Raw genomic sequence first — 15,942 nt, forward strand, 5'->3', positions numbered from 1 at the left:
GTAGCGGCGACGTGTGATCGGACGGCCGTGTCGATACCGCAGGAGTTGCTGCCCCAGATCGGGGTTGCGTTCACCGTGATCGAGTATTCGGGCCATCAGTGTGGGGGATATCGGCTGCCAGTGCATGGTTCCGCCCTTGCCGAACAATCGGATCAGGGCATTGTTCGGGTTCGAGGTCTTGCCTGCGGAGCCGCAGCGCGGTGCCGGTGCGGCAGGCTGTCTCGAGATGCAGTCGCAGAATGAGGGTGTCGAGTTCGGGGTCGTTCCCCGTTGTGGTGGCGATGTGGTTGATCTGGGCGAGCTGTCGGCTCGCGAGGGCATGTCGTGCGCTCGGCAGCCGTGAGGGCTTGTTGATGTTGGTGGAGGGGTTGCCGGAGGAGGAGATGTAGCCATCGCGGTCGGCATAGTGATAGAGGCAGCGGATCGCGCCGACCATATGCTCGGCGGCGGAACGTCCGTCACGGCTATTGCGGCGTATCACGGCATTGCGTCGGATGTGCTCGACCAGTTCCTGAAGTTCGAGGGCGGTGGGTTCGTCCAGTGCCCGGTCGGGCCATTTGGCGCTGAGGCGACGCCAGTAGGGCATGTAGGTCCGTCGCGCACCGGGCGGCACTGCCTCGATGAGGCGTGGCACATACTCGGCGAAGGTAGGGGCCTTCGTGTGATGGGTCGTGGACCGAAGGAGGTCTTCAGGGCGAATGTTGAGGCGTTCCAGAAAAAGTCGGGCTACCTCGAACTCGTGGGTGTTCACGCGGTGCCCACAATCGTTGTCAGCGTGGACGCCAAAGCCTCTAGCACAATCCCAGACGGAACGAGCGTCACGATGCTTGCGGAGGGCCAGGCGGTGAGGAGGATGTGGTCGCCTGCAGCTATACCGGCAGCGTGTCGTTCTGCCGCTGGTAGGCGTATTTGCCCTAGCGGACTGATCGCGTAGCGGGTCTTCCCCGGTGCGGCGCATCGGATTGCGACGATCTGTCCGACGATCGAATAGGTGATGGGTTGGGTTGCCGGCCAGCCCATTGCAGCGAAGACACGCTGACCGGACAGGCGTGCGCGATCATTGACGATCGATACCATCACCTTCGGAGCCGGTAGCCCGAACTGATGGGCAGGGACAGGCCGTGCGGGTAGCGGTAAACCTACCTTGCGTTGTTGACTAGGCATGGACACTTCTTTCCTGTCCCGCCTGCCGATTCTCCCGAATCTATGAAAGCTCATCTTCGGCGAAGACGCCAGACCAGCTTCAATTGGGATCAAGGGCGATACGTGGGCAGCTTCGCACGGTACTCAGGACGCGTTCAAGCAGTGTCGTACTGCCATCCGAGAATGCTGCTGGTCTGATCACCCCATACCGGAACCTCTCGTCACGTGTCGCGGTCATCAACTGCAATGAGGTGTAGTGAAGCGGCATGAAATGTCATTGCAGGGAACGCTTTCGCATGTATCGACAGCTCGCTGAGCTGGGGTTTTGTGATGGCGAGTAGGGGTCGGAGGTTCGATTCCCCCAGGCGGCTCAAACGAAAGGCCAGGTCAACGGCAGTTCCGGTACCCTGGAACGGACCTGGTGTCATCACCGCCGTCATCAACGGCATCTCGAGGCGACGTGTCTTCCGACAACCGGAAGGTTCACCATGGCCTCCACACCCCGGCCGCGGCCCCGCAGCGACGCCTGGCAGGTCTATTACTACTTCTACGACACCGATGACAAGCGCCGTCAGTCCTCGGAGACTTTCGAGGAGTTCGCCGAGGCCCAGTGGTGGGCCGAACTCATCGACAAGGTCGGCATCGCGGAAGCGCTGAAGGTCCTCGAAGCCAGACGTGACACCGGCTCAGAGGTGATTCTCCTCACCACATGGTTGCACCGGTACGTCGACCGGCTGGTCGGCGTTCAGGAGGATGGACGCCGCAAGTACCGCAGGTTCATCCGCAACGACATCGTCCCGTTCTTCGGCGAGGGTGCGCCGCTGGAAGCGGTCACCCAGGACACCGACGCCGCCTGGATCGTCTACCTCGAACAGGACCGAGGGAATTCGCCCAAGACAATTGCCAACAAGCATGGTTCCTGAGCGCGGCCCTGCGCGCGGCGGTCGAGCAGCGCCCGACCCCACTGCTGCCCTACAACCCGTGCGCTGGCACCCGGCTGCCACGCCACGACCCGGCGGAGATCGACATCTTCGCCAACGACGAGTGGGAGCTGTTCGAGCAGCTGCTGGGCGAACGCTGGCGCCCGCAGGCCGAGTTCGGGCTGGTGTCCATGGCGCGGCCCAGCGAGGTCGGCGCGCTGCTGGTGCGCGACATCGACCCCGAGACCGGCGCGGTGCGGATCAACAAGGCGTGGAAGGACGACGGCACCCGTCTGCGGCTGGGCAAGCCGAAATCCAAGCGCGGCATCCGCACGGTCAACGTGCCGCTGGAAACCGTGGCGCGGTTGGATCTGGCCCGTCCGGGCGACGCGCTGCTGTTCCATACCCGCAACGACACACCCGTCACCGCCTACCACTTCTACAAGAACGCCTGGCAGCCCGCGCTACGCCGCCTCGGGGCGCTGTCGCGCCGGGACTTCACCCTGTTCACGAAGAAGGCGCTGTGGCGTGGTGAGGACCCCGAACTGCTGCTGGCCTACTACGGCGGTGCGGTCAACACCCTGGTCGGCAAGCGGCTGAGCCCCTACACCCTGCGCCACACCGGGATCTCCTGGAAGTTGCAGGACGGCGTGCCGCTGTTCGTCGTCTCCCGCGACGCCGGACACGAATCGGTCACCACCACAGACCGTCGCTACGGCCACAACGACCGCGTCGCCAGCGCCTCGGCCGCTCAGGTCATCGCCAGCCGCCTGCCGCGCGAGCATGCTCACCGTCGCCGCCTGAGGTTCCCGTCCCCCCGGACATACGCACCGAGCGAAATCCATTCCATTCCATTCCGTTCCCCCTGACGGAATGGAATGGAATGGATTGGAATGGAATTCATGTGCTGAAAGCCGTCACCGCAGCGCCGATCAGCCCACCCGAAGGCCTGTGCCAATTCCCCGGCTGCCACACACCCCTGCCCGCCCGCGCCCCCGGACAGCGCGGCGCCCCACGCCGCTACTGCGACAACCCCGACCACACCGCTCAGAAAGCACTACGTCACAGCAGAAACCTCCACCGCGAAGCCACCAGACTCGACTTGCGGCAGCCGTCCCCGCGGCCGGTCACCGACGGCAAAGCCACACTCTCGGCGCTTCTGGACCGCTACGCCCAGCTGCGCGCCGAACTCACCCACGTCGCCGCCGACGTCACCGACCTGTTCGCACACCTCACCGACCCCGCCGCGATCGGCCGCGAAATCGCCCACATCCAAGCAGAAGCCACCCGCCGCATCACCGCCGCAGAGAACGCCCGCGCCGCCGCCGAGCAGCACAACCGCGCCCTGACACGGCGGCTCGAACAAGCCGTCACCCGCGAGCAGCGGGCCCTGGCCGCCGCTGAGGAAGCCGACGCGCAGGCGCGGCAAGCCCGCACTCGCCTCGCACAGGCCGAGACCGACGCCGCGGCACGGATCGCGGCAGCCGAGGCGGAACGCGACAAGGCATACTCCGAAGCCGAAACCACGCGAAGCGAGATGCGCGACTACCTCGACGCGGCGCGTATCGCCCAAGCCCGTGCCGAAGGCGAACGCGACGTCCTGCGCGACCAGTACGACGCCCTCTGTGAGGGGAACCGGCATCTGCGCGAGCGGCTCGACACCGAACGCGCCGAACACCGCCAGCGCGTCGAACACCGCGACATCGAATACGCCCGCGCGATCACCGCAGCCCACGCCATGGCCAGCCACGCCGCCCGAGAACACCGCGAACAACTCACCGAAGTCATCCGCCGCTACACCACCACAACTCACCCACCGGGACGGGCCACCGACGAGCCCGACGTGGCGGCGGCCTACGCGTTGACGCCTGACTAGACTGGTGCAGGCGCCGTCGGGCTCAGCAAGCGGAGCGCACGACTCCCTTGCATCAACCGACGGCGCTCAGCATTGTCTCCCAGCAGTTGGTATGAGGGCGGCTCGGCAACAATTCGCCTTCCGTTCGGAGCAACGGAAGGATGCCTGCAGAATGAAAAAGTCCCGTGCACAAGGATGTGCACGGGACATTCGATCAGCCGGTCAGGTTACCCGGTAATGAGTTTCAAGGTTCTGTACGCGGCCTCACGCCGCGCCTTCTTCTTCGCGAACACCGACGTGAAGGTCAGCACGATCGCTGTCGCACCCCACACCGTCGGTGACGCGCCCGCGGCCACCACCGTCCACGCCGGCGCCTGAGCCGCCGCGAGGCCCACCGCGCCGACGCCGTTAGTGGCCATCCAGCCATGGACCAGCAGTCCCTTCCGACTCACGCGCACTCCCGATCTCGAGAACCATTGCTCAACAACAGGAATGAGCGTGGCACCGCGGCATCGGGCATGGTCCGGTACACAACACCGGTACATCGGCCGGACAACCGGTACAAACCACCACACACCCGAGAGCGCGGTGTCGTACGGTCCGCGTCGAGCAAGTGGCTACTGCTCGTTCGAACTTCCCGCACCCCGGCGGCTACTCCGTGTTCAAAAGGTGAATGATCGCCGGCCAAAGCGCACTTAGCTGTGTGCCCCGATGGAATCGAACGGCGAAGTCGAGCAGGAATTTTCGCGCAGCCTTCGTGCGTGCAGTGGTCGCCTTTCTCAAGGTGTCGTCGAAATCGACCCCTTCCAGGCCGAACCATATGTCCTGAGGCGTTTCTCCGCTTCTGCTTATATAATTCGTGATATCAGCGAGTGCTGATTTTTCATCCTCCCACTTGCCCAAATTTATCAGGTGCTGTATCGGATTCCATCCATGCTGTGGGATGAGATCGCGTGCGGTACTCCAAAACTGTTCCCAAGTCATGTTTCTGATGGCATGCCATGGTCCCGGTAGCAGTTCGATGGCATTGACTTCGAGGACGCTGTCTCGGTAGGTGTAATGCTCGTCGTCGTTGAGAGGGACATAAGCAACCACTGCGGGAAGGGCTTCGGGCGAAGGATTGTTATGGAGCCAGCCTATGGCTTGGGCTATCTCGATCAGGTGGGCGAGGTCGCGAGGTGGTTCGTGCAGGCCCCGGGCGTGCGCCAAGGCTTCGACGGCGCGGTCGACCGACCACCTGCCGGGCGGAGAAACGAATCCGTGCTGGATGAATTGGTGATCGATGGCGTCGATACCTCCGCCGCTAGACCAATATCCGAAGTGTGCCCATATCCCGGCGTTTTTCAGATCGCTCATTGTGCTGAACCGCCCCGCGTACCATTGCAGATCGGGAGGGTTGTCATCGGTGAGGAGTGATGGGCTGGTGCGAAGCGGGGAGCGGTCAGGGCTGTCTGGATTCAATAGCAGGTGTGCGCATCGCACGCAAAGTTCGAATATGTTGCCAGGGACCAGCCTTCGTACAAGTTCGGTACGATCCGTACCTTCCTCGAAATCTGTTATAGTTCGAGCCAGGTCGTAGGTCCGAGGCCAGCGACTGGTGGTGAGAAGGGCGGTAATCTTCGAGGACGCCGAACTGGCAATATTTGAAAGCAGAATCGGTGGGTGCCCTAGTTTGTTCGACTCGAAATGTTCTACGATCAATGCGTCTACGCGAGCGGGGTCGACGGCCAGTTTCTTATAGATGGAGTCGATTGCAAAAAGTCGCGATGAGAGCGTGCGCACCGTCTGTTCGAGCAAAGTCGCGTCCTGCTCTGATATGACATCCATACTCAACGCCATATCCGCGACGTTGACCCAAAGCACTTCAGAATAAGGTGTCGCGAGGATCCGGTCGACTGTCGCTTCGGGTTTGATCCTGTGCGCGAGCGTGTAGTCATGCTCAGCGAATGCTGATTCGAACATGACCTCGGACGCCTCGCTGTGCCTATCGGCGTGTACGAACATTTGAACGATGCGCCCCGAGAGAAACTCGGCAGGGTCGCCCTCCAGGGCGAAAGCCTTCAAATCGCGGAAGACTCCGTCTTGATGGTGCGGCTCGAGGAGGCCGACGAAATGTTCCAGCGTGACGTTCCACGTCTGGTCAAGGACCGCTTCTCGTATCGTGGTGAGTGTGTCTGAAGGGTTGCGGGCGAACATCGTGGCCAGGTGGCGTGCCGCGAGATGTTCGTGAATGGTCCGGTGAATCCATCGGTACCGATGGTCCATCGAGGTCGTGTGTGGGTTCGGCTGGCCGTGGAGGGTGAGCAGGCCATCGGTGCGGATCAGGTTATGGAGATGCTGATCGCTGCCGGGAGCGGAGTCGAGGAGTTCGGTGATGGTCGCGGTGTCTTGCCACTCGCCGAGAGTGTGAGAGTCTGTGCCGGTGGTCGCCATGCTCCACGCGATGTGACCGGCGGTTGTCTCGAGGCGGGCGATGAGGATCGGGTCGGTGCGCTGCTCGGCCGGTGGCCGCCAACGGCGTTCGAGGAACAGGGTGATGTATCGCCGATAGAGCGCGGACTTCCGTGTGGGGATCTCATCGTTCTGGGCAACGAAAGCGACGAGGCCGGCCATCAATGGGATGGCGATGAGTTCGCGGACTTCGTGGGAGGTTCGGCGGGCGTGTGCCACACGATCGGCGCCAACGCCGGGGGCGTGGGTGAACCAGGCGGTGAAGAAGTCGTCGGCTTGGTCGGGTTCGAGGTCGTCGACGAGGTATTCGTCCTGGGACGGCAGCGGGCGGTCGTAGCCGGTGATACGAGAGGTGACGACGATGCGCCCGGGAGCACCTGCGAGGTGCTCCAACGTGTCTCGGATGGCGGCGCGTTGTGCGGTGTCGGTGACCTCGTCCCATGCGTCGAAGGCGAGCAGTGTGTGGGGATTGGCAACGATGGCATCGATGAGCGCGATCCGAACTGGTTTAGGGGTGTCGTGTCGATGCCAGCGGGCCATCGCGGCGACAATGGCGTTCGCCGCACTGCGCAAGTTCTTGGGCGGCGAGTTGTTGGGATGGAAAAGGATGGTGGCGAGGTCGGGCAGTCGCACCGGAATCGTCGGATGCTCAGGAGCGCTGCGGATCCTGCTGGCGACGAGTGCGGCGAGGATTGTCGACTTTCCACTGCCGGGATTGCCGAGCAGCACAGTTCGGTGCGCGTGGGCCAGGGTGGATATCGCTGGTTTGCCGCCGGTTCGTCCCATGGAGGCATAGAGACCGGAGGCACTGAGGTGCGCCTCGGTCAGCCAGTTATCGTCCAGGCGTGTGATGCTCATGGCCTGGGTGATCGCAGTGGGTTTCAGTTCCGGTGGGTAGTACACGGGCGCTGTATCGATCTGGTCGGCAACCGAAGCAAGAACAGCGCGCACCTCGCTCGGCAATCGTGGAACGGCGAGTTCGGCTTCGACAGCGATTCTGATGCCATCTTTCGGGACCATGGTGGTCCATTTACGTCTGCGGTCCGGCTGAGTGAGCAGTCTGTGCAGGCGCTCGGCAGTGTCCGCGTTCACCGAACCAAGCCCTTGGAGTAGCTGGTCGGTCAGGTCGTGGCTGAGTGGTTCGGCCGAGTCGAAATAGGCGCGCAACTCGTCCTGGCGGTACTTGAACAACGCCGACAACGAGTCCGGTCCTCGGTAGTCACGGCGCGTGCGTATGTACACCTCGGCAAGGTCTTCCCTTGTCGGGTCGGTCCCGTACTGGTGCGCCGCGACCATGAGTAGAGCCAGCATGGGGGTGCCCGGCACCACTACCCGACTCGGTGTGGTCAGCAGCGGACGCAACCGGGGCGCGGCCTCGTTGAGGGCACGGATCCGATCGCCGTGGCTGGTCGAAACGATCACCAGTACTTGGGCTGGATCGGGAAGGACGCCCCAACGTTGGTCCTGCATAAGCACCGACGGTAGCGGCCCGAGAACTCTGGTTGCGTGAGGATTCGGTTCAGTACAGTCACTCGGTACTTCGAACAATCTGGACGATCCTCAGCGACCTTCCGCTACCGAGGCCCACGCAGGCGACTATTCCCGGAGGAAGCGCTACCGTTTTCCGGTGCGTGGGAACCTGTTCGACGAACTCCCCGATCCCGCCAAGGTGCTGGTGATCATCGCTCTCGACCGCCAGGAAATCGTCCGCGCGGTGACGACCGCGGCGCCGCGACTGCGTACCAGCCTTACCGTCGACAATCGCATCGTCGTCCCCGGTACTCCAATGCTCGCCTTGATCATGGTGGCAGCTCACGAATACAGGAGCACACCCAACGAGCGGACTCTGGTCGAGGTTCACAGGCGCACGCGTCGCGACTATCTCGGCACCGACTCCTTGTCAGCGTTGTTTAAATATCGGTCTGAGCAACTGCGTGACTACTTCGACGGTGCCAACCCACTCAGCGATGAGCTCGCAACGGAGCTACTGATCGCCCTCGCGCCTTCGCAGCCGGGCGCCGCGACGCTGCGACGGCTCCTGCTGGAACCGCACCGCCGGACAATCCCGGACAGCTACACCCCCACGGACCGCATCCGCGCAGCGGTACAAGCCGAACTCGACACCCCGGCTCTTACCACCGACATCCGCATCGTGCTGGAAGCCGTTGCCGATCAACTCGACACAGCGCCGGTCACCTATCCGCCGCAGCTGAAGCCAACCGCTCTCGTGCAGACGATGACTGTATCCCCGCTCACGGACGACTGGCTTCTCGGCGTCGATCATGCCAGTCCCTCGTTGTACGCATCGATCAGCAAAACTGGAGGCGAGCACGCGCTGGAAGCGCTTGCTCGCCGAGAAGATCCGGCGGTCGTGCTGCTGGGCAACCCCGGCAGCGGGAAAACGACCATCCTCGCCGCTTTGGCGGCCCAGCGGATCCGCGCCGAACCCCAATACCCCACCATCCACATCAGACTGCCCGACCTTGCCGCAGTGGTGACAAGAACGGGATCACTCACCCCGAAATCAGCGGGCCACGCCGCTAGCGCGGTAGTCGCCGCGCTGGCCCGATGGCATCGGGACTCCATCCCCAAACCCGTCCAAGAAACGCTGAAAGGCGCCATCGCCACCAATCCCCACACCTTGCTCGCCCTCGACTCCTGGGACGAGGTCTCCGACCCCGCTCACCGGGCCGCAGTCCGCGACACGCTCGATCACCTCTCCCGCATCCCGGGACACATCGTGATCACCTCCCGCATCACCGGATACGACCGACCGCTACCGAGACAGGCCGAATACCTCGTCGACGAACTCACTACGCAGCAGGCAGACGCCTTCTTCGACGCCTGGTTCACCCACGCTCCTGGCCCCGGCGCCCAGCGAGTCGCCGAGGCCCGGCGAAGCTCACGCGAAATCCGAGATCTGATCACCATCCCCCTGATGGCTGGCCTCGTCGCCTACGTCGCCGAAGGCGAGCACGTCCCCACCCGCAAACACGCTCTCTACCAGCGCTACATCACCAGATTCCTGCAACGGCAATGGAAACCCGCCGCCGAGCGCCGCAACGACCCCGTCAAAATCGCCCAACTGGAGGCCGTCGCAACAAAACTCGCATGGGGCATGGCGACCGCTCCAAACTCCGACAGCCCGCTCGGACGATGGTGCGATACCGCGACGGTCGTAACTTTGCTCGGCCACGCCTCCGGCCAACACCACGAGGTATCCGAACTCATTCACGCCGACGGGCTCCTGACCCTGCACGGCCAGCCCGACAGCCGCCTGACCGCACTCGAACAGGAGTACCGCTGGCTGCACCGCACCATCCACGAGCACCTCACAGCACGCCACCTCGCTACAGTCGTGACGAACTCGCCCGACCTCGGCCGAACACTCTGCCGAAGCGCCGTGCTACGCCCGGAATGGCAGACCGTTCTGGAACACGCCATCGGACTGCTCAACCCCGACACCCAAGAAGAACTACTACACACACTCGACGAATTCGCTCTAGAAGGCGACCCCGCCGACTACATCCACACTCGTGCGCAAGACCTGACCACCGTGCTCGATTCCAGCACCCCACGCGCACGTGCATTGTTCGCCACCGCGCTGTCACGACACGACTACGCGACAGCCTTCCGCGTCGACCCGACCGAAACCCTCCACCGCATCCGCGAACGCGACAACAACGACTGGGAAGCAATAGGAGAAATTCTCCACCTCACACCCGACCCCCTCGACATCGGCCCAGATATCTTGCATCACATCGCATGCCGAGCCAAAGATGCCTCAGCACGGACACATGCTGTATCCATGCTCGCGCAGGCGTACCCCGAACGCGTGCATCACACCGTGAAGTCGATAATGGGCGGCAACTCCTACCCCATCGGCCTCCCGGTCGACTTCCTGCCAGCCCAAACAATCAATTGGCTCCTTCGAGAGATACACGCAGACTGGACTCGAAGCCTGCATCTCGCGTCCGCCACCTGCTTCGAACCAATTAAACAACAGGTTCTCGATGCGCTACCATCGAGAATCCTCGCAACTATATTCCAGCTGTTGCACAAGTATCATGAAAACACCGAGCCATTCGAGGGGTCGATAGCCGGTGACCCTGGCGTCGGAGAGCTGATTTCGGGAGAAAGGGGCGCGCTCCTTGCATTCCGTGCTGGACAGTTCTGTCGCGTAGGTGAACTCGTAGGAGCAAGTCCATGGGCGCGTGTCGGATATTGGGCGCGGCCCTGGCGTAACCCTCTTCCCTCGGGGAAGTGGAATCAACTACGCGTATTGCGGGCTCTCGGGGACATTGCGACGTCGGCATTGCCAGCCGATCCGCTCAGGATCATCGAGGCAAGCCAAGCCGTACACCTTCTTGCGCATCGCCCGGACCCCGTCGCTGTTCCCTTTCTCATCGACGTTGAACATGCACGGCACGCCGCGTTCGACGTCGACAACATCGACATACGCGAAGTGTCACCAGCCCTTCTTGTTGCCCGAAGCGCACTCGCTACTCAAGCCATGAATTTCCGGGATTACTGGGAAAGCGCTGAAGGGAAATTGATCGAGCGGGGCTGGACTTCTTCAATAATATCAATTGCACCGCCGCCGCGACGGGAGTTCCGCCGAGGGGAAGATTTTTACGAAAGTGTGGCCCGGCTCATTAATCGTACTGGGATACCGCTACCCGATCACCTTTTCGGACACTTGTACTATTTGTCGGATGTGGGACGGATTGACCTTAGTTCGATCATGGATATCGCTGCGACCACCCTCGAGCCGTCAGTGCGCGCGTCGATTATCTCCTATGCATCTAAATTGGTCGACGAATCCGACCGAGAAAAGAATTGGGCAGCGCTTGTGTCGGCCCTAAACGGAGGACCGCGGAACGTTTGATATGGTCGCACCGTCACCGTCACCGTCACCGTCACCGTCACCGTCACCGTCACCGTCACCGTCACCGCCTGCGTCGAGCCCTTACTCCCCCGCTGCCTGCGGCTGCCCTGCTCATCATCCCCACCAGTGAACGACTCTGAATGGTTTCATTTCGAGTTCTACTCGCGGTTGGTTTCCGGGACGGGTCAGGCAAATTGCCCCCACGCTATACTCCAGGCCCCGAACCCTAGGCTTCAAGTGTCATGACGCATCCAGAAAGACCCATACCGCTCGAGACAGAGGCGGCAAGAGAGCAGGCGCTCCGAAGGGAAGCGGTGTCTCGATGGGTGGCGCCGGTGAAGAGCGACGTTCCGCGCACAAAGCATGGACTCCTCGACTCTGTCACGACAGGCCGCCACTGGTACGTGGGGGACCGGCCACGACGGGCCGAGGACTTGATCGGCACACGCAGCTCCTATGTGCTTCTCGCTCCTGGCGGAGCCGGAAAGTCCACGCTGATCGAGGACCTGGAGCGCTGCGAGCCCGACAGCTTTTCGATCGACTTGCGGCTGGATGGCCAACAGTCCCTCACCGCGCTGCTCGACTCTGTGTCATCGAGCGAGTCCTCGCCGTCAGGCCTTCCCGGCCCCACGGTCTTCATTGATGCTGTCGACGCGGCACTTCGAGTCAACCCCAACATCGGTTACGTCCTGGTGCAGCTTTTGAGGCGTACAGGAGCCGATCGCGTGGCATGGAGATTGGCTTGCAGGCCCGGTTCATGGACGGCTGACCTGGCAGAAGGTCTGGCCGCGGCGCTGCCCGACTTCGAGGAACTCGAACTTCTTCCTCTTGACCTCGCTGGGATTCGGGAGCTGGCCGGCCCGGACGCCGACCGCTTCTTGGCAGCGGTCGAGGACGCCCGGCTCACCCGTTTGCTCGCGTACCCACTGCACGCTCTGAATCTGTTGCATGACTGGCGCGTGTCGGCTCGACTGCCTGCGAGCCGGTCGGAGGCTATGCGACATGCCGTCACTCGTATGCTGTCCGAGACCAACAGCACCCTTCTGCCCGGGGAGCTCGACGACCACCGCCGACTTCTGATCGCCGAGCGACTGGCTGCGATAGCGATGTTCTGCGGAACGGGAGGCTTCGCACTCAGCCCTGTCGCGCCGCAATCGGCGGGTGGATCGGCTTGGCACGCGGCCGGTGGGAGTTCCAACGTCTCTGTGCTCGCGGTGGCCTCCGTGCCGACCCAGACCGAGCCCGACCTGTCCGGTTCGCTGCTGACCGTCGACAATATTCGCGAGGTGCTGGGCACCGCGCTGTTCACAGCGGCTGGGAACGGCACCGTGGCCTTCATTCACCAGTCCTACGCAGAGTTCCTCGCGGCAGCGTATCTCGCGCGCCGCGGCGTGGCCGGGCCACGACTTGTATCGGTGCTAGGGGCTGACGTCAACGGTCTCGTCCCTGGACCGATGATCGAGGTGCTCGGCTGGCTGCTGGCGTCTGGCACAGCGGTTGACGACGCGCTGATCGCTGACAACGCCAAACAATTGCTGGGCACGGCCGGACTGGAACTGGTCGATGATCATGTCCGTCAGCGCATCGTCGAGGCACTCCTCCACGGAGCAGCAACCGGCATGATCGATGAAGGGTGGCGTGCCGATACCTCCGTTCTGTCCCATCCTGGGCTGGCCACCCAGCTCCACGGGGCCGTGCAGGGTGCATCGAATCCCTGGGCTGCCTTCTGGGTCTGCCGCATAGCGCGACAGTGCGCCGTATCCGAGGCCGCCGACGGCCTCCTCGAGATCGCGCTCGAGTCTGCCTGGCCCGCCCCCATGCGAGCCGAAGCAGCCAGAGCCTTCGCCGAGGTCGCACCACCAGATCGGGTGGCGGAGTTGGCGCCATTGCTGGATTTGGGCCCCGAGGAGGACCCACTCGACGAGATCCTCGCCGCGGCCCTGGAAGCGATGCTGTCCGACTCCGTGGACTTCACTCGAATTCGAAATGCTCTGAGACCTGGACGCGCATCGAACTACGCCGGCAACTACTACCTCTTGCTCCGAAAGCTGCCCTCGCTCACCCCTAGTGACCATGTCGTCCCGACGTTGACCGAGGCTCTGCACCGTCGAGGTGAGCACAGCGACTACGTCTTCGACCGCCTGATCGGCGGCCTGCTGCACCGTGCCTGGGAGATGAGGAATTCGGCTTCTGCTGCTGTGATCGGTGCAGCGCTGGGCGGCGTGCAGTTCGCGCCCCAGAAGATGTTCGGCGGCGATAATCTCCCATGGGAGACAGACGACGATCCGGACATGCGTCGCGCCATGGCAGGCGCAGCGCTGATGATGCACGAGCACGCTTTCGTCGCGGTGCTCGACATGCGTTTGCTCATGCCCGCAGACATCGGGTGGCTCATCGACTGGATGCGGACGGCCCCACCGGAAGCGGTCGACGTTGCTCGAGTGGCACTGCGACAGCTGGCCTGGAGCGTGGCCGACGCCGAATCATCCGCCCGCATTCTCACCACTGGCGAGGACCATCCGGCATATGAGGTGCTCGCCGCCTTCCAGGGACATCAAGACCTCTCTTCGCGGCCCCACTGGCTGCCCGACCCAACCGCAAACGTCGAGGGACCTTCCTCGGCGGGACAACAATCACCGATGCGCGACGCAGTAAATCACGCACGCGAGAACATCGACAACTGGTGGCAGGTCGTGGTCGCGCTCGCCGACGACCCGACGGGACTCAACCCGGAGGTACACGTCGGCTGGGACCTGACAAGCAGGCCCATGTGGTCTGCAATGACGCACGAAGAGCAAGACGAACTCCTGCGACTCGGGCTGAATTATCTCAACTCCAGGCAACCTGAAATCAGCCGCTGGCGGGACCGACAACAATGGGACCTTAGAGAGGTGATGTCCGACTGGGCTGGAGTGTTCCTGCTCGCTACGCTGGCCGCACGTCGCCCTGACCTGCTGATCGACGTCGAGCCGACCACCTGGGAGCCGTGGGCATCGGCGATCACCGTGATGCCGCCCTTCCCGAGTGAGGAGAATTGGCAGTGGCGGATCCGTGAGGCGGCGCCCCAGGTAGGGCGCGATGCAATCGACGAAGCGCTGCGCGAACAGATACAACAGGCCACTGGTCCCTCCTTCGCACACCACCCGCTTGCCGACTTCTCCGACAGCCGTTTGATAGTTGTGGTCGAGCAGGTGGCGCGTAACACCGACTACCCCGCGACCCGTCGCGACGAGGCCGTTGAGGTGCTAATCGAGCACGCGCCTGACATCGCGCTCGATGTCGCCCGGACTGCGATGAGCGAAGGTGGTGTTCCTGCTGCAGCGTTGACTGCGCTCGCGAAGCTGGCGCCAGACGAACTGGTGGCGAAATCCGTAGCGCAGGGCCGACTCGGCCCGCTGGAGCACCTACGCGGCCTCGATCCCGCGCAGTTGTCCGACGCCTCACTCGCCGCACTGGCCGGCATGCTGCTGGACGAGCTGCCCATCGCCGAGGATCCTGCACAAAGCGACGACTTCGCTGAACGCACCCCGCAGTCGGCTGCTAGTCAACTGCGCCAGCAACTGCTGCAGTCGATGGCTGGTCGCGGCATGGTCTCGCACCTAGCGACCCTCGCGGACGGTCGCCCGGCAGCAGACCTGGAGTACATCCGGCACCTGTTGCAGGAGGCGCGTACTCGTGAGGCGCTGGTGAACTGGCGCCCCTTGCAGCCGAGCACGTTCATGGACTTGCTGGCCCGTGGGGACGCCCGTCTGATCCGCGACAGCGCCGGACTACTCACCGTTCTGCTCGAACAACTCGCTCAGATCCAACACGACATCCGCGAGCGCGCCACCTTCCGATTCCTCTGGGACCGCGAACCCGGCACCAAGGGCGCCTCGCCGAAGGGGGAGGACACCATCTCCGATTGGCTGGCGGAGCAGCTTCGCTTGAGGCTCACACCTCATGTCGTTGTGGATCGCGAGATACAGGTGGCTCGCCCCAAACCTACAGGCGTCGGCACCCGCATAGACCTCACCGCCACTGCCGGCGGCATTGACGTAGGCCGGGTAGCCTTCGAAGCCAAACTGGTCAGCAACCGCTCGCTGATGACCGCGATCGACGAGCAGCTGGTCGGCCAGTACCTCAAGCCTGCCGACCTCACCCATGGCATCTACATCGTCTACTGGACCGCTCGCGAACTGCGGCCATCGTCATGGACTAAGGCGCATTGCGACGCGAATGCACTGGCCGCAGAGCTGCGCGAGCAGGCACGACGCCATCTGCCGACCAAGCGAATCGAGGTTGTCATCCTCGATATCGGCCCGCAGGCCTGAGCGCGCCAGCAAGAGTGTCTGCAGCGGCTTCACCTATTGCCGCACCCGGGCGCGACAGGTGAGTCGCTCGGCCGATTCGCTCGCCTTGCGCCAGTCACCAACAACAACCTCCGCTTCGACACCGGAAGCTACATCGGGCGCACCTACCCCTACTCCCACGACCGGCCACCCCAGGTCATCCCCGTGGCCGCCACCGACAGCCACGACGGCCACGAGTTCACCAACCTGTGGGAGGTCCCCACCGACGGCATCACCATCACCCCCGCCCGACCCGCATAGCCTCCAGCCCCCGGCGCGGTCGTCGACACCACCACGGCGTCGACGGCCGCGCTCCCGTCCCCGCGGCAAGGGGTGCACCGGCGCGACCGACCC

Annotated in this window: 9 protein-coding genes; 6 read left to right on the plus strand and 3 right to left on the minus strand. The window is 63.4% G+C overall.

All coding sequences use genetic code 11. The features are described 5' to 3' along the window. Positions 1 to 70 precede the first annotated feature (70 nt). Positions 71 to 751 (minus strand): hypothetical protein, encoded by a 681-nt coding sequence (locus ACL03I_RS38485; RefSeq protein WP_412808524.1) that lies wholly within the window; start codon positions 749 to 751, stop codon positions 71 to 73. An 880-nt stretch (positions 752 to 1,631) separates the two neighbouring features. Between ACL03I_RS38485 and ACL03I_RS38490 the strand changes: the two genes are divergently transcribed. The 3 genes from ACL03I_RS38490 (at position 1,632) to ACL03I_RS38500 (ending at position 3,939) form a co-directional block, all read left to right on the plus strand. Then, positions 1,632 to 2,066, plus strand: a complete 435-nt coding sequence (locus tag ACL03I_RS38490) for a hypothetical protein (RefSeq protein WP_412808525.1) — start codon at positions 1,632 to 1,634, stop codon at positions 2,064 to 2,066. 188 nt (positions 2,067 to 2,254) lie between these two features. Beyond that, positions 2,255 to 2,932 (plus strand): tyrosine-type recombinase/integrase, encoded by a 678-nt coding sequence (locus ACL03I_RS38495; RefSeq protein WP_412808526.1) that lies wholly within the window; start codon positions 2,255 to 2,257, stop codon positions 2,930 to 2,932. A 35-nt stretch (positions 2,933 to 2,967) separates the two neighbouring features. Next, positions 2,968 to 3,939, plus strand: a complete 972-nt coding sequence (locus tag ACL03I_RS38500) for a coiled-coil domain-containing protein (RefSeq protein WP_412808527.1) — start codon at positions 2,968 to 2,970, stop codon at positions 3,937 to 3,939. Positions 3,940 to 4,145: 206 nt separating this feature from the next. Here ACL03I_RS38500 and ACL03I_RS38505 read toward each other — a convergent pair whose 3' ends face one another. Further along, entirely contained in the window at positions 4,146 to 4,370 is a 225-nt protein-coding gene (locus tag ACL03I_RS38505; RefSeq protein WP_412808528.1) for a hypothetical protein, read from the minus strand. A 199-nt stretch (positions 4,371 to 4,569) separates the two neighbouring features. After that, entirely contained in the window at positions 4,570 to 7,839 is a 3,270-nt protein-coding gene (locus ACL03I_RS38510; RefSeq protein WP_412808529.1) for an NACHT domain-containing protein, read from the minus strand. Positions 7,840 to 8,038: 199 nt separating this feature from the next. Here ACL03I_RS38510 and ACL03I_RS38515 point away from each other — a divergent pair, with 199 nt between their 5' ends. The 3 genes from ACL03I_RS38515 (at position 8,039) to ACL03I_RS38525 (ending at position 15,849) form a co-directional block, all read left to right on the plus strand. After that, the gene (locus ACL03I_RS38515; RefSeq protein ID WP_412808530.1) at positions 8,039 to 11,257 is read left to right on the plus strand and encodes an NACHT domain-containing protein; all 3,219 of its coding nucleotides are present in this window, start codon (positions 8,039 to 8,041) and stop codon (positions 11,255 to 11,257) included. A 335-nt stretch (positions 11,258 to 11,592) separates the two neighbouring features. Then, positions 11,593 to 15,570 (plus strand): NACHT domain-containing protein, encoded by a 3,978-nt coding sequence (locus ACL03I_RS38520; RefSeq protein WP_412808531.1) that lies wholly within the window; start codon positions 11,593 to 11,595, stop codon positions 15,568 to 15,570. A gap of 36 nt (positions 15,571 to 15,606) precedes the next feature. Further along, on the plus strand, positions 15,607 to 15,849 hold the full coding sequence (locus tag ACL03I_RS38525) for a hypothetical protein (protein WP_412808532.1): 243 nt from the start codon (positions 15,607 to 15,609) through the stop codon (positions 15,847 to 15,849). The last annotated feature ends 93 nt before the right edge of the window (positions 15,850 to 15,942 follow it).

The sequence above is a fragment of the Nocardia sichangensis genome, assembly GCF_047200615.1.
Taxonomy (GTDB): Bacteria; Actinomycetota; Actinomycetes; order Mycobacteriales; family Mycobacteriaceae; genus Nocardia; species Nocardia sichangensis.